General features: G+C 43.1%; 37 protein-coding genes. 2 read left to right on the top strand and 35 right to left on the bottom strand.

The annotated features are described in order from the left end of the window. Positions 1 to 213: 213 nt before the first annotated feature. Both rpmF and CUR83_RS03730 read right to left on the bottom strand, forming a co-directional pair. Positions 214 to 396: a 50S ribosomal protein L32 gene (rpmF, locus tag CUR83_RS03735; protein WP_057758809.1), complete on the bottom strand. Its 183-nt coding sequence runs from the start codon at positions 394 to 396 to the stop codon at positions 214 to 216. A gap of 317 nt (positions 397 to 713) precedes the next feature. Further along, positions 714 to 1,307: a YceD family protein gene (locus CUR83_RS03730; RefSeq protein ID WP_212563826.1), complete on the bottom strand. Its 594-nt coding sequence runs from the start codon at positions 1,305 to 1,307 to the stop codon at positions 714 to 716. A gap of 182 nt (positions 1,308 to 1,489) precedes the next feature. Between CUR83_RS03730 and CUR83_RS03725 the strand changes: the two genes are divergently transcribed. Continuing rightward, complete coding sequence (locus CUR83_RS03725) at positions 1,490 to 2,233, top strand: elongation factor P hydroxylase (protein WP_093069567.1); 744 nt, start codon at positions 1,490 to 1,492, stop codon at positions 2,231 to 2,233. 232 nt (positions 2,234 to 2,465) lie between these two features. Beyond that, on the top strand, positions 2,466 to 3,086 hold the full coding sequence (locus tag CUR83_RS03720; RefSeq protein WP_093069565.1) for an L-threonylcarbamoyladenylate synthase: 621 nt from the start codon (positions 2,466 to 2,468) through the stop codon (positions 3,084 to 3,086). A gap of 78 nt (positions 3,087 to 3,164) precedes the next feature. Here the strand turns inward: CUR83_RS03720 and rplQ are convergent, their stop codons facing one another. The 33 genes from rplQ to CUR83_RS03555 all read right to left on the bottom strand — a co-directional run bounded on the left by rplQ (position 3,165) and on the right by CUR83_RS03555 (position 22,920). After that, entirely contained in the window at positions 3,165 to 3,524 is a 360-nt protein-coding gene (gene rplQ / locus CUR83_RS03715) for a 50S ribosomal protein L17 (protein WP_068408443.1), read from the bottom strand. Positions 3,525 to 3,543: 19 nt separating this feature from the next. Further along, positions 3,544 to 4,551 carry a DNA-directed RNA polymerase subunit alpha gene (locus tag CUR83_RS03710; protein ID WP_068408445.1) on the bottom strand — a complete coding sequence of 336 codons (1,008 nt, stop codon included), beginning with the start codon at positions 4,549 to 4,551 and terminating at the stop codon, positions 3,544 to 3,546. An 81-nt stretch (positions 4,552 to 4,632) separates the two neighbouring features. Continuing rightward, positions 4,633 to 5,274 carry a 30S ribosomal protein S4 gene (gene rpsD / locus CUR83_RS03705; RefSeq protein WP_068408447.1) on the bottom strand — a complete coding sequence of 214 codons (642 nt, stop codon included), beginning with the start codon at positions 5,272 to 5,274 and terminating at the stop codon, positions 4,633 to 4,635. 48 nt (positions 5,275 to 5,322) lie between these two features. Continuing rightward, positions 5,323 to 5,712, bottom strand: coding sequence for a 30S ribosomal protein S11 (gene rpsK / locus CUR83_RS03700; RefSeq protein WP_058368279.1), 390 nt, complete (start codon positions 5,710 to 5,712; stop codon positions 5,323 to 5,325). 20 nt (positions 5,713 to 5,732) lie between these two features. Then, entirely contained in the window at positions 5,733 to 6,089 is a 357-nt protein-coding gene (rpsM, locus tag CUR83_RS03695) for a 30S ribosomal protein S13 (protein WP_058025564.1), read from the bottom strand. Between the two features lie 252 nt (positions 6,090 to 6,341). After that, on the bottom strand, positions 6,342 to 6,458 hold the full coding sequence (gene rpmJ, locus CUR83_RS03690; RefSeq protein WP_011279805.1) for a 50S ribosomal protein L36: 117 nt from the start codon (positions 6,456 to 6,458) through the stop codon (positions 6,342 to 6,344). Positions 6,459 to 6,490: 32 nt separating this feature from the next. Next, on the bottom strand, positions 6,491 to 7,822 hold the full coding sequence (secY, locus tag CUR83_RS03685; RefSeq protein WP_180952577.1) for a preprotein translocase subunit SecY: 1,332 nt from the start codon (positions 7,820 to 7,822) through the stop codon (positions 6,491 to 6,493). Positions 7,823 to 7,841: 19 nt separating this feature from the next. Then, positions 7,842 to 8,282 carry a 50S ribosomal protein L15 gene (gene rplO, locus CUR83_RS03680; RefSeq protein ID WP_058025566.1) on the bottom strand — a complete coding sequence of 147 codons (441 nt, stop codon included), beginning with the start codon at positions 8,280 to 8,282 and terminating at the stop codon, positions 7,842 to 7,844. Next, complete coding sequence (gene rpmD / locus CUR83_RS03675) at positions 8,282 to 8,461, bottom strand: 50S ribosomal protein L30 (protein ID WP_071003155.1); 180 nt, start codon at positions 8,459 to 8,461, stop codon at positions 8,282 to 8,284. The genes rplO and rpmD overlap by 1 nt, the downstream gene beginning before the upstream one ends. 20 nt (positions 8,462 to 8,481) lie before the next feature. Further along, positions 8,482 to 8,997, bottom strand: a complete 516-nt coding sequence (gene rpsE, locus CUR83_RS03670; RefSeq protein WP_075106935.1) for a 30S ribosomal protein S5 — start codon at positions 8,995 to 8,997, stop codon at positions 8,482 to 8,484. Positions 8,998 to 8,999: 2 nt separating this feature from the next. Beyond that, positions 9,000 to 9,350: a 50S ribosomal protein L18 gene (rplR, locus tag CUR83_RS03665; protein ID WP_058025568.1), complete on the bottom strand. Its 351-nt coding sequence runs from the start codon at positions 9,348 to 9,350 to the stop codon at positions 9,000 to 9,002. A gap of 11 nt (positions 9,351 to 9,361) precedes the next feature. After that, positions 9,362 to 9,895 (bottom strand): 50S ribosomal protein L6, encoded by a 534-nt coding sequence (rplF, locus tag CUR83_RS03660; RefSeq protein ID WP_058025569.1) that lies wholly within the window; start codon positions 9,893 to 9,895, stop codon positions 9,362 to 9,364. Between the two features lie 176 nt (positions 9,896 to 10,071). Next, the gene (gene rpsH / locus CUR83_RS03655) at positions 10,072 to 10,470 is read right to left on the bottom strand and encodes a 30S ribosomal protein S8 (RefSeq protein ID WP_058025570.1); all 399 of its coding nucleotides are present in this window, start codon (positions 10,468 to 10,470) and stop codon (positions 10,072 to 10,074) included. Positions 10,471 to 10,481: 11 nt separating this feature from the next. Next, positions 10,482 to 10,787, bottom strand: a complete 306-nt coding sequence (gene rpsN / locus CUR83_RS03650; protein ID WP_058025571.1) for a 30S ribosomal protein S14 — start codon at positions 10,785 to 10,787, stop codon at positions 10,482 to 10,484. Positions 10,788 to 10,799: 12 nt separating this feature from the next. After that, complete coding sequence (rplE, locus tag CUR83_RS03645) at positions 10,800 to 11,336, bottom strand: 50S ribosomal protein L5 (protein WP_057758706.1); 537 nt, start codon at positions 11,334 to 11,336, stop codon at positions 10,800 to 10,802. Between the two features lie 21 nt (positions 11,337 to 11,357). Next, complete coding sequence (gene rplX, locus CUR83_RS03640) at positions 11,358 to 11,675, bottom strand: 50S ribosomal protein L24 (RefSeq protein ID WP_058025572.1); 318 nt, start codon at positions 11,673 to 11,675, stop codon at positions 11,358 to 11,360. Positions 11,676 to 11,683: 8 nt separating this feature from the next. Continuing rightward, a complete protein-coding gene (gene rplN / locus CUR83_RS03635) occupies positions 11,684 to 12,052 on the bottom strand; it encodes a 50S ribosomal protein L14 (RefSeq protein WP_010196702.1) in 369 nt (122 codons plus the stop codon). Between the two features lie 183 nt (positions 12,053 to 12,235). Next, entirely contained in the window at positions 12,236 to 12,511 is a 276-nt protein-coding gene (rpsQ, locus tag CUR83_RS03630; RefSeq protein ID WP_021813375.1) for a 30S ribosomal protein S17, read from the bottom strand. Then, the gene (gene rpmC, locus CUR83_RS03625; RefSeq protein ID WP_025644397.1) at positions 12,508 to 12,705 is read right to left on the bottom strand and encodes a 50S ribosomal protein L29; all 198 of its coding nucleotides are present in this window, start codon (positions 12,703 to 12,705) and stop codon (positions 12,508 to 12,510) included. The genes rpsQ and rpmC overlap by 4 nt, the downstream gene beginning before the upstream one ends. Then, complete coding sequence (gene rplP, locus CUR83_RS03620; protein WP_025644399.1) at positions 12,705 to 13,118, bottom strand: 50S ribosomal protein L16; 414 nt, start codon at positions 13,116 to 13,118, stop codon at positions 12,705 to 12,707. Before rplP ends, rpmC begins: the two co-directional genes overlap by 1 nt. Before the next feature lie 3 nt (positions 13,119 to 13,121). Then, positions 13,122 to 13,850 (bottom strand): 30S ribosomal protein S3, encoded by a 729-nt coding sequence (rpsC, locus tag CUR83_RS03615; protein WP_058025573.1) that lies wholly within the window; start codon positions 13,848 to 13,850, stop codon positions 13,122 to 13,124. A 3-nt stretch (positions 13,851 to 13,853) separates the two neighbouring features. Beyond that, complete coding sequence (gene rplV / locus CUR83_RS03610) at positions 13,854 to 14,183, bottom strand: 50S ribosomal protein L22 (protein ID WP_058025574.1); 330 nt, start codon at positions 14,181 to 14,183, stop codon at positions 13,854 to 13,856. A gap of 10 nt (positions 14,184 to 14,193) precedes the next feature. Beyond that, positions 14,194 to 14,469 (bottom strand): 30S ribosomal protein S19, encoded by a 276-nt coding sequence (gene rpsS / locus CUR83_RS03605; RefSeq protein WP_010196682.1) that lies wholly within the window; start codon positions 14,467 to 14,469, stop codon positions 14,194 to 14,196. A 12-nt stretch (positions 14,470 to 14,481) separates the two neighbouring features. After that, positions 14,482 to 15,309 (bottom strand): 50S ribosomal protein L2, encoded by an 828-nt coding sequence (gene rplB, locus CUR83_RS03600; protein WP_058025575.1) that lies wholly within the window; start codon positions 15,307 to 15,309, stop codon positions 14,482 to 14,484. Between the two features lie 11 nt (positions 15,310 to 15,320). Continuing rightward, on the bottom strand, positions 15,321 to 15,671 hold the full coding sequence (gene rplW / locus CUR83_RS03595; RefSeq protein WP_058025576.1) for a 50S ribosomal protein L23: 351 nt from the start codon (positions 15,669 to 15,671) through the stop codon (positions 15,321 to 15,323). Further along, positions 15,668 to 16,270 (bottom strand): 50S ribosomal protein L4, encoded by a 603-nt coding sequence (gene rplD / locus CUR83_RS03590; RefSeq protein WP_058025577.1) that lies wholly within the window; start codon positions 16,268 to 16,270, stop codon positions 15,668 to 15,670. The genes rplW and rplD overlap by 4 nt, the downstream gene beginning before the upstream one ends. 14 nt (positions 16,271 to 16,284) lie before the next feature. After that, positions 16,285 to 16,923, bottom strand: a complete 639-nt coding sequence (gene rplC / locus CUR83_RS03585) for a 50S ribosomal protein L3 (protein WP_071003147.1) — start codon at positions 16,921 to 16,923, stop codon at positions 16,285 to 16,287. Positions 16,924 to 16,972: 49 nt separating this feature from the next. Then, complete coding sequence (gene rpsJ, locus CUR83_RS03580) at positions 16,973 to 17,284, bottom strand: 30S ribosomal protein S10 (RefSeq protein ID WP_010196670.1); 312 nt, start codon at positions 17,282 to 17,284, stop codon at positions 16,973 to 16,975. 408 nt (positions 17,285 to 17,692) lie between these two features. Beyond that, positions 17,693 to 19,297 (bottom strand): Rne/Rng family ribonuclease, encoded by a 1,605-nt coding sequence (locus tag CUR83_RS03575; protein WP_071003145.1) that lies wholly within the window; start codon positions 19,295 to 19,297, stop codon positions 17,693 to 17,695. Between the two features lie 120 nt (positions 19,298 to 19,417). Further along, positions 19,418 to 20,104, bottom strand: coding sequence for a Maf family protein (locus CUR83_RS03570; protein ID WP_071003143.1), 687 nt, complete (start codon positions 20,102 to 20,104; stop codon positions 19,418 to 19,420). A gap of 74 nt (positions 20,105 to 20,178) precedes the next feature. Then, positions 20,179 to 20,664: a rod shape-determining protein MreD gene (mreD, locus tag CUR83_RS03565; protein WP_071003141.1), complete on the bottom strand. Its 486-nt coding sequence runs from the start codon at positions 20,662 to 20,664 to the stop codon at positions 20,179 to 20,181. A gap of 132 nt (positions 20,665 to 20,796) precedes the next feature. Further along, positions 20,797 to 21,651, bottom strand: coding sequence for a rod shape-determining protein MreC (gene mreC, locus CUR83_RS03560; protein WP_284719103.1), 855 nt, complete (start codon positions 21,649 to 21,651; stop codon positions 20,797 to 20,799). A 231-nt stretch (positions 21,652 to 21,882) separates the two neighbouring features. After that, entirely contained in the window at positions 21,883 to 22,920 is a 1,038-nt protein-coding gene (locus CUR83_RS03555; protein WP_071003137.1) for a rod shape-determining protein, read from the bottom strand. Positions 22,921 to 23,168: the final 248 nt, after the last annotated feature.

Below are 23,168 nucleotides of genomic sequence, written 5' to 3'. Positions count from 1 at the left end.
ACGCGTTTCTATTTGCTAAAAATAAAAAGTCATCTAAGCAATGAGTTTAGTCATAAATAACAAAAAGCCAAGTTATCCAGCCACATAATATATGATAGCGAAATAACTTGGCTTTTTTTAGCTCAAAGCTTATTGACTAATGATAGCCAGGTAAATACAACAACAGTCACCAGTACCGTCACTATTTTACCTAGCTATCATAGGGCCAATGTCTTAGGCATCTTGACTAACTTTGAATAGCTGACGACCACGGTAGAAACCATCTTTAGTCATGTGATGACGACGATGTTTTTCACCAGTGGTAGCATCTACGCTTAGTTCAGCAATTTCCATACGGTGATGTGAACGGCGCATGTCACGACGAGAACGGCTTTTACGACTTTTTTGAACAGCCATGATATAGCTCCTATACTTAAAAGGGATAAGCTTGAAATTCAGCTTTAGTCGATACTGACAGAGGCTATATAATCACAACAACCTAAGTCTGAAGCATCATTAGTTAAATAGATTGTTACTTACATAAAGCGCTAACTATGTCTGAAATTTATGAAAAATTTGCCTAGTCAGCTTCTATCAGCACGCAACAGGTTGCTCGAATGCAATAAACCGGACATTATACGCATGTTTATTAGATTAATAAAGCCCTGCCTTGCACTCTTCTGTACAAAGCAGATAAAAGGCTTCTCAAATACTTGAATAAATAAATTTGGCTCTTATAGCTTACCTTTTAAGGAGGCTAAAGCAGCGAATGGATTTTCACTCTCTTCTTCTTCTGGTATCTCGCCAAACTGCTCAACTGACATCTCACAATCATCATGCTTTGGCGCCATTGGTGTTTTGAGCAATATCTCATCTTCTACCAGTTTTTTAAATGGTAGTAGACGCTCCGGAGACTGCTCAGTGACGATTTCATCAAGTAACAAGTAGTCTTGCTCTTCATCAATCAAGCGTACTTGGCTATCATTCTCTAGTAATGCAATATTATAATCATCAGATAAGTCTATCGCAATTGGTTGTAAACAGCGTTGGCATGTTAGCCAGATATCGCCTTTTAATGTAAATGCCAAATGCAAAACATTATTACGGCGATAGAGTTCAGCGTTTAACTGAGTGTTTGACTGATCATGCTCGGCGCTCAACGTCGTGGCAAGACGTTCAAAAGAGTTTGGATCGACTTCTCCTGACCACTCAAAACCCGTGTCTGCCCATTTGTCCAAAGAAATGTGCTCAAGCATGCTAGTAGATACAGGCGCTTTTTTATTGTCAGCGTAAGGTGCTGACGGTTTAGTTTCTGGAGTGCTTGACATGCGCGGCCTCATTCATAAAAACGGTGTATAATATTGCCTGCCATACTAACGGAAAGTGCCATATTCTGCTAGCGCTAGTATGTTAAGATTTTTTGATAGCAAATATGTTCAAGCTTTTTTACTACTTACTTTTTTACCTAAAATTTTTTGTCTTTAATATTTATTAAGTCAATGTCTTCTCTATGAATCTACCTGATAATAAAATTAATTTTTCTGATTTACTTTCTCCTGCTACAGCAAGTTCGTTGCTGCAATATCTTACTCAACTAGATCGTCATACTGAAAATGCTCTTAGCAATAGACTGTGCCTCGATGAAGATGAGTATTTAAGAGAATGGAGAAGTCAGTGGCAAAAGTTATCTACTACTCAGCCTGACAATACTTACTCAGCAGGGTTGATAATTGATAGCGAACGATTAGCCACTGATTGGCTCATACAGCTATTTAATACTTTATTTACTAACCAGCAAGTGATATTGGTTCGTAGTGAGGGTGAGCCAGAGTATTTCCCTGCTCAAGACAATGAGCCTGCCAGAATTGAATTCGCTCATGGATTTTTTGCCAGTGCCCTGCACGAGCTGAGTCATTGGTGCCTGGCTGGTGACGCTCGTAGACAATTACCTGACTTTGGCTACTGGTATGCTCCAGACGGTAGGACAGAAGCTCAGCAGCAAGCATTTGAGCGCGTAGAGATCAAACCACAGGCATTAGAATGTTTATTCACCTTAGCGTGTGGTCGAAACTTCCAAGTCTCACAAGATAACTTGTTTGCCGACTTCGACACTAGCAGTAGTACCTTTGCTAATGATGTCTATCAGCAAGTAGAAAGCTATATAGCCAAACCTTATACTCTGCCGCGTGACGCTAAGACTTTACTGACTGCTTTAATTAGCGTTTGTACTCCTTCATCTGAAATCAACGCTTAATTCAAATTACTAAGTGTTCCTACTTATTAACGATTTTCTACGGTTGGTAACGCCTTGCCACTAAACTTATATTTGCTTTAAGCTATACTGATAACTAAAGTAGTATGTTAAAAATACAGATTTTCTTAATTTTTAAAATAACTTTTTTAATATGTCTAATGATTGAACTACATCTAATTAATGAAAAAATTGTCTCAATTAAAAACCAATAATTAAAAAATAAGGAAAAATCATGCAAGTATTTTACATTCATCCGGACAACCCACAACCGCGGCTTATCGAACAAGCAGCGGATTTATTACGTAATGATCAATTAGTTATCTATCCTACCGATACCAGTTATGCGTTTGGCTGCCGCTTAGGCGCTAAAGACGCGCTAGAAAAATTAAAACATATCCGTGAGCTTGATGATAAGCATCAATTTACCTTGTTATGTCGCGATTTAAGTGAAATTGCCAACTATGCCACGGTAGACAATGTGCAATTTAAACAGCTAAAAGCCCATACACCGGCACCGATTACCTTTATCTTAAACGCCACCAAAGATGTACCTAAGAAGTTGGCGCATCCTAAGAAAAAAACCATTGGTATTCGCGTGCCAAGCAATCCTATTGCGCAAGCATTGCTAGCAGCGATGGATGAACCTATATTGACCAGTTCACTCATATTGCCGCATCGAGATGAGATATTGGATGATCCATTTGAGATTGAAGAGTTACTCGGTAATCAAATAGATGGTCTCATTAATGCTGGTATCAAAACCACCAAACTGACTACTATCGTCGATATGACCACTAATCAGCCCGAAATCATCAGACAAGGTGCTGCTGACGTCAGCTCACTCGTACCATAAAAAAATTTTAAGAATAAAAGGCATAAAAAAAGCTCCAAATTATTGGAGCTTTTTTTATTATACAATGAGCGTATAAAATTAGTCACGATCAACCAATTCTACATAAGCCATTGGCGCATTGTCACCATCACGGTAACCGCATTTTACGATACGCAAATAACCACCTGGACGAGTTTGGTAACGAGGACCTAACGTGCCAAATAGTTTGCCTACCATAGTTTTGCTACGCATGCGGCTAAATGCCAAACGGCGATTAGCAACGCTGTCTTCTTTAGCCAAAGTGATTAATGGCTCAGCAACACGGCGCAATTCTTTTGCTTTTGGTAAAGTTGTTTTGATCAGTTCATGCTCAAATAATGAGTTGGTCATGTTCTGAAACATTGCCTTACGATGACTGCCGGTACGACCCAGCTTGACTCCACTCTTACGATGGCGCATAGTCAAAAATCCTTAAAGTTTAACGGCTACGATAAGAAAAGCGATCATCGACACGAAGGTCAGCTGGTGGCCAATTGTCTAGGCGCATACCGAGCTCTAAATCTTTAGACGCTAATACGTCTTTGATTTCGGTCAATGATTTCTTACCAAGATTTGGGGTTTTTAGTAGTTCAGTCTCTGAACGCTGTACCAAATCACCGATATAGTAAATGTTTTCAGCTTTCAAGCAGTTGGCTGAGCGAACCGTTAGTTCAAGATCGTCCACAGGGCGTAATAGCACCGGATCAACCTCTTCTTTTTCTTTCACAGGCTCAGGCGCTTCTTCAGCTTCTAGGTCAACAAAGATAGAAATCTGTTGTTGTAAAATAGTGGCTGCTTTACGAATTGCTTCTTCTGGATCGATAGTGCCATTAGTTTCAAGCTCGATGATAAGACGATCAAGATCAGTACGTTGTTCTACACGTGCGTTCTCAACCTGATAAGCAACACGCAGTACTGGACTAAAACTTGCATCAAGCTTTAAGCGTCCAATCGCTTTAGTGTCGCCATCTTCACGGCGCTGGTTTGCTGGCTCATATCCACGACCCATTACCACACGCAAACGCATCTTAAGATGACCACGGTCGCTTAATGTACCCAATACCAATTCTGGATTGATAATGTCGACATTATGCGGCAACGTGATGTCTGCAGCAGTAATAGTGCCTGGACCTTGTTTATCCAAGGTCAAGAATACTTCATTTTGGTCATGAAGGGTGATTGCCAAGCCTTTTAAGTTCAAAAGCAAGTCAAGCACGTCTTCTTGTAGTCCTTCAAGCGTTGAGTATTCATGGTCAACACCATCAATCTCAGCTTCAATGACTGCAGCACCAGGTAATGAAGATAACAAGATGCGACGTAAGGCATTACCTAAGGTATGCCCAAAGCCGCGTTCTAACGGTTCGAGCGTGACTTTCGCAATCGTTTCATTAACCGTATCCACGTTAATGGCGTTCGGCGTTAGAAACTCAGTTGCACTTAGCATCATGATGTCACCTCGATTTATTAAACTGGTTTAATTAACGTCAATTGCTCAATGCTATTGTTATAACATCGAGCAGTACGTTACTTACTTAGAGTATAGCTCAACGATCAAGCTTTCGTTGATTTCAGCAGGTAGATCAATGCGATCAGGCGCTTGTTTAAACGTGCCCTGTAGCTTGCTGTGGTCAACATCTAGCCATTCTGGAATACCACGTTGTGTCGCTAGTTCAATAGCGTTTTTAATACGTAGTTGTTCGCGAGACTTCTCACGGATAGCGACGACATCACCATCTTGCAACTGAATTGATGGAATGTTCACACGAACAAACTCATCGCGGCCAGCTTTTTTTACCATCACAGTGCGATGGCTAACGAGCTGACGTGCTTCAGCACGAGTTGAGCCAAAGCCCATGCGATAAACGACGTTATCAAGGCGACTCTCAAGCATTGCTAGCAGGTTTTCACCAGTAGCGCCACGCTTACGAGCAGCTTCTTTATAGTAGTTGGCAAACTGGCGCTCTAATACACCGTAGATACGCTTAACTTTTTGTTTTTCGCGTAACTGTAGAGAGTATTCTGAGCTCTTATTACGGCTAACACCATGTTGACCAGGTGGACGAGCCGCTTTTTTCGTTTTTACGTCATATGGTTTAACACCAGACTTAAGGCCTAAGTCTGTACCTTCACGACGTGATAATTTGAGTTTTGGTCCAATATAACGGGCCATTGTTATGTCTCCTATAAGCTCTTATGATAAAAAGCTTCGTCTTTAATATTAGACGCGGCGCTTTTTCGGCGCACGGCAACCATTGTGTGGGATTGGGGTCACATCAGAGATGCTGTTAACTTTATAACCCAATGCACCAAGTGCTCTTACCGCAGACTCACGACCCGGTCCTGGTCCTTTGACCAAAACGTCGATATTCTTAACACCGTATTCTTGAGCCGCTTTACCAGCGACTTCAGCTGCAACCTGAGCTGCAAATGGTGTAGATTTACGTGAACCACGGAAGCCTTGTCCACCTGAAGTGGCCCAAGCCAGTGCATTACCTTGACGATCGGTAATCGTAACAATGGTGTTATTAAAAGACGCATGGATATGGGCAACGCCCTCCGATACTGAACGACGAGTCACTTTTTTGCGACTACGAGTGTCTTTAGCCATCTTTTAGCTTCCTAAGTTAATTATCTTTTGAGAGGGCGTGTCGGACCCTTACGAGTACGAGCGTTGTTCTTGGTGTTCTGACCTCTAACTGGCAGGTTACGGCGATGGCGGATGCCACGGTAACAACCAAGATCAACCAAGCGCTTGATATTCATCGACACTTCACGACGAAGATCACCTTCAGTCATGTAATTTGCAACTTGTGCACGGATAGCATCTAACTGTGTATCATCTAACTGGCTAACTTTAGTAGTAGGGGCAATGCCAACTGCTTCTAAGATTTTCTGAGCAGTGGTACGACCGATACCAAAGATATAAGTTAGTGAAATAACAGCATGCTTATTATCCGGAATGTTTACGCCGGCAATACGAGCCATTGATTTCTCTCCATTAAAGAAAAATAAGCGTTATTTATCAATAAGGCATTATTCTTCAGATTTGTTGCTGTTAATACTAGATTCTTTATAACGATAGTCGTTCTTTTGACTTAGTTAAAAGCCTATTGATCGAAAACATTATAAGACATTCTGCATAAACACGGCAAGTGGCGGATGATATCCCATCCGCCGTTATTTTTCAAGTATTAATTTAATTAGTAACAAAAGTTAAAAAACTTATGCTATCAAATATTAACCTTGACGTTGCTTGTGGCGAGGTTCTGCGGTACAAATAACATGTACACGGCCTTTACGGCGCACAACTTTACAGCTACCACAAATCTTCTTAACTGATGCTTGAACTTTCATAGCATACTCCTTTGAGATATCGTACCGCTCATTTAAGGTTGAGTGGGCGATTGAATTAACGTCTGATCATGATATTGATGGGTCATCAAATGCGCTTGGATTTGCGAAATGAAGTCCATTACCACAACCACCATAATCAGTAATGACGTACCACCAAGTTGAAACGGCACACCAAACGATGACTGCACGACCATTGGCATTAAACAAATAACCGTCATATACATCGCGCCAATAAAGGTCAGTCGGTTTAATACATGATCAAGGTAACGCTGAGTTTGTTGTCCGGGGCGAATACCTGGGATATACGCACCACTACGTTTAAGGTTTTCAGCAACTTCACGCGGACTAAATACCAATGCCGTGTAAAAGTAACAGAAGAAAATAATCATTGCGCCAAACAGAACCAAATACAGCGGCTGCCCTGGAGACAACACCAATGCCATATTTTGTAATATCTTTTGTGTAAAAGTAGGATCAGCCGATTGACCAACCCATTGTCCTAAACTTGCTGGAAACAACAATAACGAGCTGGCAAAAATAGCGGGAATAACCCCTGCCATATTTAGCTTAAGCGGCAAATGCGACTGCTGCTGAGCATAAATTTTGCGACCTTGTTGTTGCTTCTGCGCATAGTTTACTGGGACACGGCGCTGCGCTCGTTCAATATAAACGATACCGGCAGTCACCGCGATGCCTAGCAATACAAAGATAAAAAGTACAATCAAGTTCATCTGCCCTTGATTGACCTGTTCGATAGACTGCGAAATCATACCTGGCGTACCAGCCACAATACTCGCAAAGATGAGCATTGAGATACCATTACCCACGCCGCGTTCTGTAATTTGCTCACCAAGCCACATTAGGAACATAGCGCCAGCTACCAATGAGGTAACCGCTGGAATATAAAAAGTCAAACCAGTAGATAAGGTAAGATTCTGACTGATAAGGCCAGCACACATTCCTAATGACTGTACTAGTGCTAATCCAAGTGTCCCTTGACGGGTGTACTTGTTTAGCTTACGTCGTCCCGCTTCGCCTTCTTTTTTGAGGGCTTCAAGCGATGGCAATACCGCCGACATCATCTGAACGATAATAGATGCTGAAATATATGGCATGATGCCAAGTGCCATGATGGACATACGTTCTAGTGCACCACCTGAGAACATGTTAAACATGCTCAAAATGGTATTTTCGTTGCGCGAAAACAGATCAGCCAAGTTAACCGGATTGATACCCGGTACTGGAATATGTGACCCTAAACGATAAACAATCAATGCGCCGATTAAGAATAATAAACGCGTCCATAATTCATCATACTTACGTATAAAGGCAAATGGATTGAGCGGTATACCAGTCGATGACATTGATTGTTTTGACACGTTACTACTCCTCGATGCTACCACCAGCAGCTTCGATTGCTTGCTTGGCGCCTTTAGTCACTTTGATACCTTTAAAAGTATAAGCTTTAGTGACTTCACCTGATAGCATTACACGAGCACGTTTCATATCGTGACGGATAAGGTTAGCAGCTTTAAGTGTTTCAAGACTAACTACATCGCCTTCAATTTTATTCAGTTCAGAAAGACGTACTTCAGCAGTCTTCATAGCCAGTTTACTGGTAAAACCAAATTTTGGTAGACGACGATATAAAGGCATTTGACCACCTTCAAATCCTGAGCGAACGCTAGAACCTGAACGAGATTTCTGACCTTTTACACCACGACCACCAGTCTTACCAAGACCTGAACCGATACCACGACCACGACGTTGGGCAGTTTTCTTTGCGCCAACACCTGGTGATAATTCATTTAATCTAAGACCCATTACGCTTCCTCCACTTTTACCATGTAGTTAACGCGATTAACCATACCACGGGTTGAAGGAGTATCTTCAACGACCACACTATGACCAATACGGCGTAAACCCAATCCTTTCAAGCTCGCTTTGTGGCTCTTTAGGCGATGGGCACCCGATTTAAATTGAGTGACTTTCATTTTTTTCATCGTAACTCACCTAGTCTAAGTTAACCCAAGATTTCGTCTACAGATTTACCACGTTTAGCTGCCATCTTCTCTGGAGTTGACATATCACGTAAACCGTTAAACGTTGCACGAACAACGTTAGCAGTATTGGTAGAACCATAACATTTAGTCAAAACATCTTTGACACCAGCAACTTCTAATACAGCACGCATTGCACCACCAGCGATTACGCCAGTACCTTCAGATGCAGGTTGCATGTAGACTTTACTAGCACCATGACTTGCTTTGATCGGATGATACAAAGTTGCATCATTTAGCTCAACAGTAATCATATTACGTTTGGCAGCTTCTAGTGCTTTTTGGATAGCAGCAGGCACTTCACGCGCTTTACCACGACCAAAACCAACACGACCATTACCGTCACCCACTACAGTCAACGCAGTGAAAGAGAAAATACGACCACCTTTAACAACTTTTGCAACGCGATCAACGGTAACTAAGCGTTCTACTAGACCGTCAGTCTGTTCATTTTTATCATTTTTATCATTTCTAGCCATGATTAAAACTCCAATCCGTTTTCGCGAGCAGCTTCTGCTAAAGCTTTAACTCGACCATGATATTTGAAACCACTACGGTCAAAGGCAACTTTAGTAATGCCAGCTGCTTTTGCACGTTCTGCGATCATTTGACCTACAGACGTTGCTGAATCAGCGTTACCAGTCGCGCCTGAACGCAAGCTGCTGTCTAAGGTAGATGCCTGAGCAATCACTTCACCACCATTTGGAGAGATAATCTGGGCATAAATATGTTTTGACGTGCGGTTAACCGTTAAGCGATGAACGCCTAGATGACGGATATGTGCACGTGTTTTCTTAGCTCGACGCAGACGAGCTGCTTTTTTATCAAACATTTCAACTCACCTTATTTTTTCTTAGCTTCTTTGCGAATCACATGCTCGTCACTATAACGAATACCTTTACCTTTATAAGGCTCAGGTGGACGGAAACCACGGATATTAGCCGCTGCTTGACCAAGCTGCTGTTTATTGTTTGATTTCAAAACAATTTCAGTTTGCGTTGGGGTTTCAGCCGATACACCTTCAGGTAGCGTGTACTCTACTGGATGAGAGTAGCCAACGTTCAAGGTTACTTTGTTACCAGCAACTTGTGCGCGATAACCAACACCAATCAATTGAAGACGCTTTTCAAAGCCTTCATTTACGCCAGTAACATAGTTGTTAACAAGAGCGCGCATGGTGCCAGTGTGCATCATAGCTTCTTTTGAATCGACTGCAGGTGAGAAAATGATAGCATCATCTTCCTGTTTCAGCTCGACCAATTCATGCAGGTGTAAAGACATAGTACCGTTCTTGCCTTTAACTTCGACCTGCCGATCGTTCAAAGTAACGCTTACGCCATTTGGCAGCGTTACTGGGGCTTTAGCCACACGAGACATAGGAATATTCCTTAAAAAATTTAACTTGCTTTTATTAGCGAAAAAACTAACAGGCTAAAAAGCGTGTTAGTTTAGCATAGTTGACTGTGTTAGACACCTATCAATTTGAAATAATTAAACATTACTCAATCGATAGAAGCCTAACCACCATCAAATAGACTTCATCGTCGTATAGCTTACGCTACAAATGCAACGATTTCACCACCGATACCAGCAGCGCGTGCAGCACGATCGCTCATGATACCTTGGCTTGTAGATACGATAGCAACACCCATACCTTGCTTAACAGTAGGGATTTCGTCTTTACCGCGGAACTGGCGTAGACCAGGGCGGCTATAACGTTGAATAGTTTCGATAACCGCACGGCCTTCGAAGTATTTCAATTCAATAGTAAGGGTTGCTTTGTTGTTTTCTTCTTCAGTAACAACAGCGCTCGCCACATAACCTTCGCTAACTAGCAAATCAGCAATTGATTTACGTAATTTAGAGCTCGGCATTGCTACCGATACTTTGTTAGCCATTTGTGCGTTACGGATACGGGTTAGCATATCCCCAACGGTATCTTGCATACTCATATAGTTACTCCTTACCAGCTTGCTTTACGAACACCAGGCACATCGCCTTGCATGACACGCTCACGCAGCATATTGCGTGATAAGCCAAACTTGCGGAAGTAACCGTGAGGACGACCGGTGATAGCACAACGATTACGCAGACGTACTGGTGATGAGTTGCGTGGAAGAGCTTGTAGCTCTAACATCGCGTCCATACGCTCTTCGTCTGATGCGTTGATATCACTGATAGTTTCTTTTAGCTTGATACGCTTTTCAGCATATTTAGCAACCATTTTTTCGCGCTTTAATTCGCGGTTAATCATGCTCTTCTTTGCCATAACGTCTTTACCTTATTTAAATGGGAAGCCGAATGCTTTAAGCAACGCACGACCTTCTTCATCAGATTGAGCTGACGTGGTGATTGTCACATCCATACCACGGATACGGTCAATCTTGTCAAAATCTACTTCTGGGAATACGATCTGTTCTTTGATACCCAATGAGTAGTTACCACGTCCGTCAAAGGCTTTAGGTGAAAAACCGCGGAAATCACGAATACGAGGAATTGCAATGGCAACGAGACGATCTAAAAATTCGTACATTTGCTCACCGCGTAGCGTTACTTTACAGCCAATTGGCCATTCTTCACGAATCTTAAAGCCAGCAACTGATTTACGCGCTTTGGTGACAACAGGTTTTTGACCAGCAATCGCGGTCATGTCAGCTACAGCACCTTCAAGCAATTTCTTGTCTTGAGACGCGCCGCCTACACCCATGTTAAGTGTGATTTTAGTGATTTTAGGCACTTGCATCACATTGTCCAAACCAAGATCTTCTTTGATTTGCTGCTTTAATTTATCGTTATATAAAGATTTTAATCTTGCCATTACCATTACACCCTTAGTGTCTTACGCAGTCGCCACTACTTCACCGTTTGAACGATAGACGCGTTGTTTCTTGCCATCTTCGCCAAACTGATAAGTAATACGGTCTGCTTTTTGGGTTTGCGCATTTAAGATTGCGACATTTGAGATATGCATAAAAGCTTCTTGCTTAAGAATGCCACCTTCAACGCCAGTCGCCTGATTTGGCTTCTGATGTTTAGTAACAATATTAACGCCTTCAACTTTAATACGATCGTTTTTTACAGCTTGTACAGTACCTTGCTTGCCTTTGTCTTTCCCAGCAATCACGATAACTGTATCGCCTTTACGTAATTTTGACATGGATTACCTCACAATACTTCTGGTGCTAGTGATACAATCTTCATAAACTGATCACCACGTAGTTCACGAGTTACCGGTCCAAAAATACGAGTTGCAATCGGCGCTTTGTTTTGGTTCAACAATACCGCAGCATTGTCATCAAAACGTAACACAGAACCATCTGGACGACGAACGCCTTTTTTGGTGCGTACAACTACTGCATTCATCACGTCGCCTTTTTTGACACGACCACGAGGAATGGCTTCTTTAACCGTTACTTTAATAATGTCGCCAACTGATGCATAACGACGATGAGAACCACCCAGTACTTTAATGCACTGAACTCGCCTTGCACCGCTATTGTCTGCAACTTCCAGCATTGACTCAACCTGAATCATAGCGTTACTCCACACGTATGAGCAATAAAAACCAGTTGCTGCCGCTAGCACAGAATGAGCAAGGCGGCATTTTAATATAAATAACCGCAGCTTACTCTTAATGTGAGTGATATGCGACGGGCGCAATCAGCATCCTTAAAAAGGCGGCTATTTTAACAGCTTCTGGCTTTTAATGCAATTTACTTAGATTTTTTCTACTTTTTCAACCACATCAACTAAAGTCCAAGACTTAGTTTTTGAGATTGGACGCGTTTCTTTGATACGGACAAGGTCGCCTTGTTGACAAACATTGTTCTCATCATGTGCTTTGATTTTAGTAGAACGACGAAGCTGTTTGCCATACAAAGGATGACGAACCAGACGCTCAATCAAAACTGTGATGGACTTGTCCATCTTGTCGCTGACAACTCGTCCTGTCAATACGCTAGCATTGGTAGCTGTTTGATTGTTATCGCTCATGAGTCGCCTCGTTGTTTCTCGTTAATCAAAGTCTGAAGCTGAGCAATCGTACGACGATTTGCTCTGACTTCATGGGTATTACCCAACTGACCAGTTGCTTTAGCCATACGAATACGGAAAGCATCAAGCTGCTTTTCATCAAGTAACTGGGTCAGTTCTTCTAATGATTTATCACGTAATTCACTGATCTTCATTACATTATCGTCCGCTTAACAATGGTAGTTTTAAAGGGCAGTTTTGCTGCAGCAAGCGTTAATGCATCGCGAGCAAGCTCTTCAGATACCCCTTCAATTTCATATAGCACTTTACCAGGCTTGATTTCGCATACCCAGTACTCAACTGGACCTTTACCTTTACCCATACGTACTTCTAATGGTTTGTTGGTAATAGGCTTGTCTGGGAATACACGAATCCAAATCTTACCGCCACGCTTGATTTTACGAGTGATGGTACGACGTGCTGCTTCGATTTGACGGGCTGTCATACGACCACGCGTCAATGATTTTAGACCAATTTGTCCGAATGCAACAGTGCTTCCACGATGAGCTAGCCCAGTGTTACGACCTTTATGCATTTTACGAAACTTGGTACGTTTTGGCTGTAACATAGTTTAACCTCTGTCTGAGTTTCGACGGTTTCCGTTTCCGCGACCACGGCGTTTTGGCGCACGAGTCTGCTCTTCTTTGACGGGATTATAAACACTGTTCATACCGTCAAGGATCTCTCCGCGGAAAATCCAAACTTTAACACCGATGGTGCCGTAAGTTGTCTCTGCACGAATTGACGCATAGTCAATATCAGCACGAAGTGTATGCAAGGGCACACGGCCTTCACGATACCATTCGCTACGAGCAATCTCAGCACCGCCAAGACGACCAGACAGCTCAACTTTAATACCTTTAGCACCAGAACGCATGCTGTTCTGTACAGCGCGTTTCATCGCACGGCGGAACATAACACGACGCTCAAGCTGGCTTGCGATACCCTCTGCTACCAAACGTGCATCAAGATCAGGTGACGTGATTTCTTCAATGTTGACCTGAGCAGGTACGCCCATAATTTTGGTCAATTCTTTTTGAAGTCTTTCGATATCTTCGCCTTTCTTACCGATAACGATACCAGGGCGCGCAGTGGCGATGGTAATCTTAGCAGCGCCAGTAGGACGCTCGATCATGATGTTGCTAATCATTGCATTATCTAGCTTTTTACGTAGATATTCACGGACTTGGATATCGTTGATTAGGTATTCTGAGTATTGTTTAGGATCAGCATACCAGTTTGCGTTATGCTTTTTTACAACACCAAGACGAATTCCGATTGGATGTACTTTTTGACCCATAACTTATTCTCCTACCTTTATAGTGATGTGACAAGTACGCTTGCTGATACGATCAGCGCGACCTTTGGCACGTGGTAGGATACGTTTTAGCGTAATGCCTTCATCAACATAGATAGTAGCGACTTTTAGGTCGTCAATATCTAGGCCGTGATTATGTTCGGCATTGGCGATGGCTGAGTTAAGACATTTCTTAACAAAGATAGCGCCTTTTTTATTGCTATACGTTAGGATATCCAAAGCACGCTCAATAGATTTGCCACGAACTTCATCAGCAACGAGTCTAACTTTTTGTGCCGATATGGCGGCACCGCGTAATTTTGCAGTTACTTCCATGGTAAGCACCTTATCTCTTAGCTTTTTTGTCAATGCCATGACCACGATACGTACGAGTCGGGGCAAATTCACCTAGTTTATGACCAACCATCTGCTCACTGACGATAACCGGTACGTGAGTACGGCCGTTGTGGACAGATAAAGTCAGGCCAACCATTTGTGGTAGGATCATCGAGCGGCGCGACCAAGTTTTAATTGGCTTGCGTGAGTTGGTGTCTAATGCATTCTCAACTTTAGCAAATAAGTGCGCGTCTATGAATGGACCTTTTTTCAATGAACGAGGCATGAAATTCTTCCTTTATTTCTTCTTGGCGCGGCGGCGGATGATCATGTTGTCAGTACGCTTATTATGACGCGTTTTAAGTCCTTTAGACTTCTGACCCCAAGGGCTAGTTGGATGGCGACCTTTGTTACGACCTTCACCACCACCATGTGGGTGATCAACCGGGTTCATCGCGACACCACGAACTGAAGGACGAACACCACGCCAACGTGAAGCACCAGCTTTACCAAGTGATTTCAAGTTGTTTTCAGTGTTAGAAACTTCGCCAATAACAGCACGGCAATTTACGTGTACACGGCGAGTTTCGCCTGAACGTAGACGTAAAATAGCGTAGATACCGTCACGGCCTAATAACTGAACGCTAGCACCCGCAGAACGAGCCATCTGTGCACCTTTACCGATTTTAAGTTCGATATTATGAATCACAGTACCCAATGGAATGTTTTTTAGCGGTAGGCAGTTACCTGGACGTATTGGAGATGTTTCGCCTGACATTACTGTATCGCCAACTGCTTGTTTTTTAGCAGCGATGATGTAACGACGTTCGCCATCAGCATACTTAAGTAATGCAATATGTGCAGTACGGTTAGGATCGTATTCAATACGCTCTACCACAGCTGGGATATTGTCTTTAGTACGTTTGAAGTCGATAATGCGATAATGTTGCTTATGACCACCGCCAATGTGACGAGTAGTAATACGACCATTATTGTTACGACCACCTGACTTACTTTTTGATTCTAGAAGCGCTGCATAAGGACGACCTTTATAAAGGTGTGGATGCACCACTTTTTCAACAAAACGACGGCCTGGTGATGTTGGCTTTGCTCTTACGATAGGCATGAGTGTAATCCTTATTCGTTATTCGCTGTTTCACTAGTAGAAGCAGTCGTGTTTGCGACGTCTTCACCAGCATCAGCCATTTGTACATCTTGACCAGCTTTTAAGGTAACATAGGCTTTTTTATAGTCGTTACGACGGCCGATACTTTTACCAAAACGCTTTGTCTTACCTTTAACATTCAAAGTGTTTACTTTAGTAACTTCAACACCTTCAAACATCAACTCAACTGCTTTTTTGACTTCAAGCTTAGTAGCGTTAGAGTCAACTTTAAATACCTGCACACCAAGTGAGTCGCCAAGCATTTGAGATTTTTCTGAAAATACAGGCCCTCTTAAGACCTGATAAAGTCTTGCGTTGTTCATGCTAGTGCTTCCTCAAATTGTTTCGCAGCTTCAACTGACATGATCACTTTATCAAATGCGATCAAGCTCACTGGATCCACTTCGTTTGTACCAAGTACATTGACGTGCGGAATGTTGCGAGCAGCTAAGTATAAGTTTTCGTCAACTTCTTTGGTGACGATCAATGCACGTGGTGCATCAAGCTCATTTAGCTTTGCAATCAGTTCTTTAGTTTTCGGCCCAGAAACGCTCAACTCTTCTACCAAAATCAGACGCTCTTGACGAATCAATTCTGCTAGGATGCACTGCATCGCACCGCGATACATTTTGCGGTTTACTTTCTGTGACCAATCTTGTGGTTTTGCAGCGAATGCACGACCACCTGAACGCCAGATTGGGCTACGAATAGAGCCCGCACGAGCGCGACCAGTACCTTTTTGGCGCCATGGCTTGATACCACCGCCAGAAACTTCGGCACGGGTTTTTTGAGCGCGTGTACCTTGGCGAGCACCAGCTAGATAAGCGGTGACGACTTGGTGCACTAATGCTTCATTGAATTCACGACCAAAAGCCGTATCAGAAAGCTCAACCGCTGCACCTGTAACTGTTTTTAAATCCACGTTAATCCCCTTGCTTAGGCTTTGACTGACGGACGTACGATAACATCGCCACCGGTGGCACCTGGGATAGCACCCTTGATGACAAGTAACCCTTTTTCGGCGTCAACCGAAATCACTTCTAGGCCTTGAACAGTAACACGCTTGTTACCCATCTGACCCGCCATCTTTTTGCCTTTGAATACTCTACCTGGTGACTGGTTTTGACCAGTTGAACCATGTGCACGATGAGACACTGAGTTACCATGAGTAGCATCTTGCATACTAAAGTTGTGACGTTTGATTGGACCTTGGAAGCCTTTACCTTTGCTTTGTCCTGTCACATCAACCATCTGACCTTGTTCAAACAAGTCAGCTAGAATCTCACCGCCAACCTCACGACCTTCAAGATCGCTATCGTTGACACGAAATTCCCAAACACCACGACCAGCTTTAACGCCAGCTTTCGCGAAGTGACCTTTTTGTGCAGCAGTTACGCGGCTGTCACGACGGGTACCTGTGGTGACTTGGATGGCTTGGTAACCATCTACATCAGTATTTTTTACTTGAGTAATGCGGTTTGCATCGACCTCAACCACTGTTACAGGAATAGATGCGCCTGTTTCAGTGAAGACACGGGTCATGCCGCATTTTTTACCGACTAAACCGATCGCCATTTTAGACCTCTTTATATCTTATATTAATGGGTTGGGTGTGTAATGTGCATTAACCCAAAGCAATTTGGACGTCAACACCCGCCGCTAAATCTAATTTCATTAGCGCATCCACAGTTTTGTCAGTAGGCTGAACGATATCAACCATACGCTTGTGAGTACGGATTTCGTACTGATCACGCGCGTCTTTGTTAACGTGTGGTGAGGTTAGAACGTTGAAGCGCTCAATGCGAGTCGGCAACGGTACAGGACCACAAACTTGCGCACCGGTGCGCTTTGCAGTATCAACAATCTCTTGTGCAGATTGATCAATCAGACGATGATCAAAAGACTTAAGACGGATACGGATTCTCTGGTTAGCCATGCCAGCAAGCTCCTAATATGTGCTTTCGTCATTCTTGGTTTGCAAGACTATGATCAAAAGCAGTTTGGTTAAATATTCACTTAAAGCGGCCTTCTGTTCTTAACCAGAATGAGTTCTTTATCCGAACTTATAGCGTGCCAAAAGCAAAATAGTTTAAAGCCCCGCCAACTCTCCTATAATGGATGTCAGCAAAGGCATAATGAAATAGTGCTAGAAACGATGCTCCAGCTGTCATAGCGTCAGCTTTTTTAGTTAGCTGCGCATATATAATTCAGTGGTGTGTATTATACAGAGTATTTTAGGTATTGCAAGGGCAATATCTAGCGTAATTAAAGACCTCAATTTTCAGAAAACTGTTTTGTTGGTCAAGATACTTGTAACAAGTCTCTGGCAGTAGGCTCAGTAATCTCAGTCCAAAACAATGTCATACTGCTCTTGGGTATATAGATTTTCTACGTCAAATGTAATCACTCGACCCAGTAGATACTCTAAATCTGCTACTGTATCTGACTCTGATGTCAGCAATAAATCAATGACTGCCGCATGAGCCACTACTGTGAATTTCTTAGGAGAATTATAAGTACGGGCGCAGCGCATGATCTCACGGAAAATCTCAAAGCAAACGGTCTCTGCGGTTTTAACGAACCCACGACCTTGGCAAGTTGAGCACGGCTCACAAAGCTGCTGACCCAAGGATTCACGCGTGCGCTTGCGCGTCATCTCCACTAAGCCAAGTTCACTAACCTGCGTAATTTTGGTTTTGGCATAGTCTTGGGTTAGCTGCGCCTGTAAGCTCTCTAGTACATCATCCTTATGCTGCTGCTCTAGCATATCGATAAAATCTAGAATAATAATGCCGCCTAGATTACGCAGGCGCAGCTGACGTGCGATGGCATGTGTGGCTTCTAGATTAGTCTTATAAACGGTGTCTTCTAATGAGCGACCGCCTACAAAAGAGCCTGTATTAACATCAATCGTCGTCATTGCTTCTGTTTGGTCAATAATCAGATAGCCACCAGACTTCAAGTCAACACGACGTTTCAATGCGTCACGTAAATCATCTTCAACCCGATGCACGTCAAACAGTGACTGCTCTGCCGTATAATGCACGATTTTATCGTAAATGAACGGTACAAACTCTTTGGCAAAGTATCTGACTTGTTCATAAACTTGCGTATTATCGATGATGACTTTTTCGGTATCAGCATGTACCAAGTCACGAATAGAGCGCAGTGGTAGCGATAGTTCTTGATAAATCAGCTCTGAGCTTTGGTGATGATTGATCTCTTGGCGACGAGCACAGATGGTACGCCACAGCTGCAACAGGTAATAAATATCCTCTTCTAGCTTGTTTACAGGAACACGCTCGGCGGCAGTACGAGCGATGAGTCCACCTTTTAGATTGACCGTTTGCATTAAGCTACTAAGCTCAGTTTTCAGACGCGTGCGCTCTTCTTCACCATCAATACGCTGTGATATACCGATATGATCGCTTGATGGTAGATAAACCAGATAGCGAGATGGCAACGATATATTGGTCGTTAAGCGAGCACCCTTACTGCCTAATTGGTCTTTGGTGACTTGTACCAAGATACGCTGGCTTTCGTGTAATCGATGCTGAATCAAGGTCTTAGAAACAGGCACGACCTCCGTACTTTGAGCACTGACAACAGGTGGCGTGACTGCTAAGCCATCCGTGGATGTTTCTAAGATGGCGCTATTGTCACTATTATCTTTTTTGTCATTTGTAGCGGCTTTGCTTTTGTCTTCTGCAACTGGGCGAGGCTCACGCTGCATATCATTGACATGTAAAAACGCTGTCCGCGATTGACCGATATCAACGAAGGCTGCCTGCATGCCTGGAAGGACACGTACGACTGTGCCCAGATAAATATTGCCGACCAAACCCAGTTTGTGATGTCGCTCAATATAAATCTCACCCAAGATGCCATTATCTAAAACCGCAACACGGGATTCCATTGGACTAATATTAATCAGCAGCTCTTCGGACATAGTTTTTTCTCTTATCTCTCAGCTTTCTTATCAGACGGTCATCGTCTATTAGATTGACAGTGTAACAAATGCGCCTTGCTCTTGCCCATTGCCCTACCGTGTCATTATGTGCATATATAATTATAACGGGTCAACGATATCCTCACTGCCTTCTGTCATGTCTTTGATTAAGGCCAGCGTTTGCGCCAGTGGCAATCCAACGACATTGGTGTAACTGCCGTTGATACGGCTGACCCAAGCAGCACCCAAACCTTGAATACCATAGCCACCCGCTTTATCAGCAGGCTCTCCACTGTCCCAATAATTGCTCATCATCTCTGTAGTCAATGGTATAAAGGTTACTGCTGTACGCTCAGTAATTTGCTGCTGGTCGATAATTTGAAATGCCTGAGTGCGCTTTGATGCATTGTGTTCTGTTCCTTTAGGTAGCCGCTGTATTTTGGTGGCTTGTACGGCAGTCCATACTTCATGGATATTATCTGACATCTGCTGCCACATGCTATAAGCATGCTCACGATCGGTCGGTTTGACCAGTACTGTCTTGCCATCTGGTAACACACCGATGGTATCAGAGGTCAAAATGATAATTAATTCGTTGGTACCGTTCTCATCGATTTCTAATGTGCCGTTTAGTTGCTCTATGGCAGCCATGGCTTTGGTAGCGACCATACGCTCAATATAGTCTTTGGGTAATTCATCATCTTGCGGCGTTTCGTCAATATCTACACTCAATACTCTAAAATCTAACTGTGCTCTTGCTAGTAGCTCTCGACGGCGCGGCGAACCAGACGCTAAAATGATATCCATCGCTCTTCTCTTCATTTACAGATTTATGAGGTATGTATTTTTTAGATATTTTGTATATAAGTTAATAAACATCATTAACGCGCAAACTTGCGCAGAGCCAGTAAGACAAGTGGCCAGCTGATGATACTCATCATAAGCGACAAAGCAGATTTTGCGATAAAGGTATTTTGGATAAACATCTGCAGCATCCATAAATTTAGCTGAAAAACAATTAATCCTAAACTGGCTATCAACCATGCGCTGATGGTATTTAGTTGTCTAACATAGATACTAGTAATTTTGATCACTAGTGCCACCACGACAGCGGCAAAGGCTTGCTGTCCTAGATGGGTGTCCATCAGCAAATCTGTAATAAGCCCAATAGTAAATGCGGTAAAGATACCCACATAGCGCGGCTGGAACAGTAGCCAATATATCAGCACCATGATCATAATCATGGGCCGTAATGTTGCCATACTTGGGCTTAACGGATAGACATTGAGCGATGAAGCAATGATAAAGCTTAGAACAATGACCACAATCAACAGTGCCGTTGAATTCTCAGAATCAGGATACGACATGAGTATTTACCTTCGATTGTGTAGCGACCGCTGTTATAGAATGCATTGGGTAATAATGAGATAGTAAGATAGGCAAAATTTTGATAAAAAAGGCAGCTGGCATCATTGGTTAAAACGTTATGACATCAGAATTCATTGACTACTGCTCTTACTCTTAGTGAGCATTTTGTCTTGTAATATCAAGACATAAGCGTTGTCAATAAAGTTTGCAGCTGGCGTGACCTCAATGCTTCTAAAGTTATCCGCTTGCCCATCTTTGATGTGAGCAATACGGCCAACACGATAGCCCGCTGGAATTCGCCCACCCAAACCAGATGATACCAACTCATCACCCACGCGCACGTCTGAAGTCTTAAAGACATAGTTTAAGCTCAGTGCAGATGGGATACCTTGGCCTGTCACAATAGCCCGCTGACCAGTACGTTTGACAGTGACAGCCACTGACTGCTGGTCATCTGTAATCAATAACAAACGGCTCGTATTAGGATAGACGTTAATGATCTGTCCTAAAATACCATCTTCATCGATAACCGTTTGTCCCACTTGTACACCATCTTGCTTGCCTTTATTGAGCACAACAATCTGTCTGAGTAAGTTGGTATCTGTACCAATGACTTGAGCTAAGTTGAGATCAAACTGCTCAGGTTTTGTGGTGGATAAAATCCCTTGCAAGCGCGCATTTTGTGCCAAGATATAATCTTGTTGCTGCAGTTTGGCATGTGCATGAATGAGTTGCGATTTTAGCTGCATGTTTTCGCGGCGCAGCGCTTCTTTTGACTGCAAACTACCACTCGCCCAATGCTTGGCATAGCTCGGTAATAAAGACATCTCATAAATAGGCTGCATGGCAGCATGACTGGTACTACGTACTGGATTGAACCATTCCGAGTTTTTGCTATCAAACCACATCAGTATTAAGGCTGCTATCAATACAATGGCAGTCTTACGAAGTGATAACGCTTGGCGCGCAAAGATACTTGTAGTCATAAGTCGTCTGATTTAAGAATTCTAAAATGAGCAATAGCACTTATTTAGAGCATAAATGTTTATCGGTGATATTGGGTTCTAGCATGGATTAATGCAATTAAAGGCAGCGCAGTCGGCTACCTTTAATGTTATTTACTTATCATCGCATCGGCTACATCAATGATTGATGCATAAACCATGAGGCATTATAGGTATCCTAACAAGGAAATCATGCTCATGAGCAAAAGCTGTTTAGACAAAAATCATATTCAAGCTTTTGTTATTGATGAAATCAAGGGCGATACCACCACCACGGCTAACGCAGGTTAATGGGTCTTCTGCTACCGTCACTGGTAAGCCCGTCTCTTGTGAGATAAGCTTATCTAAATCGCGTAGCAATGCGCCACCACCCGTCAATACGATACCGCGCTCTGCGATGTCTGATGACAACTCTGGCGGTGTCTGCTCAAGAGCGACTTTGACTGCACTGACAATACCGCTTAGTGGGTCAGTCAATGCTTTTTGTACTTCTTCTGAATTGACGATAAAGGTTTTTGGTACGCCTTCTGCCATACTACGACCACGAACCTCTACTTCTAGCTGGCTATTTTCATTCAATGCAGAGCCAACTTCTTTTTTGATGCGCTCAGCGGTCGTCTCACCGATCACACAACCATGCGTACGGCGCACATGTGTAATAATCGCCTCATCAAACATATCGCCACCGATACGGATAGACTCAGCATAGACGCAGCCAGATAGCGCGATAACAGCAATCTCAGTGGTGCCACCACCGATATCGACGACCATAGAACCACTGGCTTCATGAACAGGCATGCCAGCACCGATAGCCGCAGCCATTGGCTCCTCTAGCAATAATACTTTGCTCGCGCCTGCTGATGATACTGCCTCACGAATCGCCTTACGCTCAACCAAGGTGGACTTACATGGTACACAAACCACCACGTTAGGCTGTGCCATAAAACGCTTGGCTTTTACCTTAGTGATGAAGTGTTTTAGCATTTTTTGCGTCACTTCAAAATCAGCAATCACACCGTCTTTTAGCGGGCGAATCGCTGTGATATTGGCAGGCGTACGACCCAGCATTTGCTTGGCATCGATACCCACAGCAGCGACGGTCGGGTTTTGAGTACGATTGCTTCGTAATGCGACCACCGTAGGCTCGTCAAGTACGACGCCTTTATTAGGAATAAAAATAAGGGTGTTCGCAGTACCGAGGTCGATAGCGATATTATTTGATAAAAATCCAAACAGGTTCATGACTAATATATCCAGCGTCTTACGAATGAGGCGAATGAGATTGACTGAGGTGTTACTCGTCAGTGTTGAGCAGGTCGTCGTTAGACATTAACGGGAGCGAAAGTAAATCATCGCAACCAGTCAAACCTAAGCAATAATGATGAAATGAAAAACTGAGCTAAATTATACCGATTTAGCTCAAAAAAAACATAGGTATTTGCATCAGTAAGCAAGGATTTTTGTCTGAGACGCTAAAAGTTGTTACAAAGTTTGAAATA

It is taken from the genome of Psychrobacter pocilloporae, assembly GCF_029872915.1.
GTDB lineage: Bacteria > Pseudomonadota > Gammaproteobacteria > Pseudomonadales > Moraxellaceae > Psychrobacter > Psychrobacter pacificensis.
The sequence above is the reverse complement of the archived record's forward strand: the minus strand, read 5'-3'. Positions and strand labels throughout refer to the sequence as shown.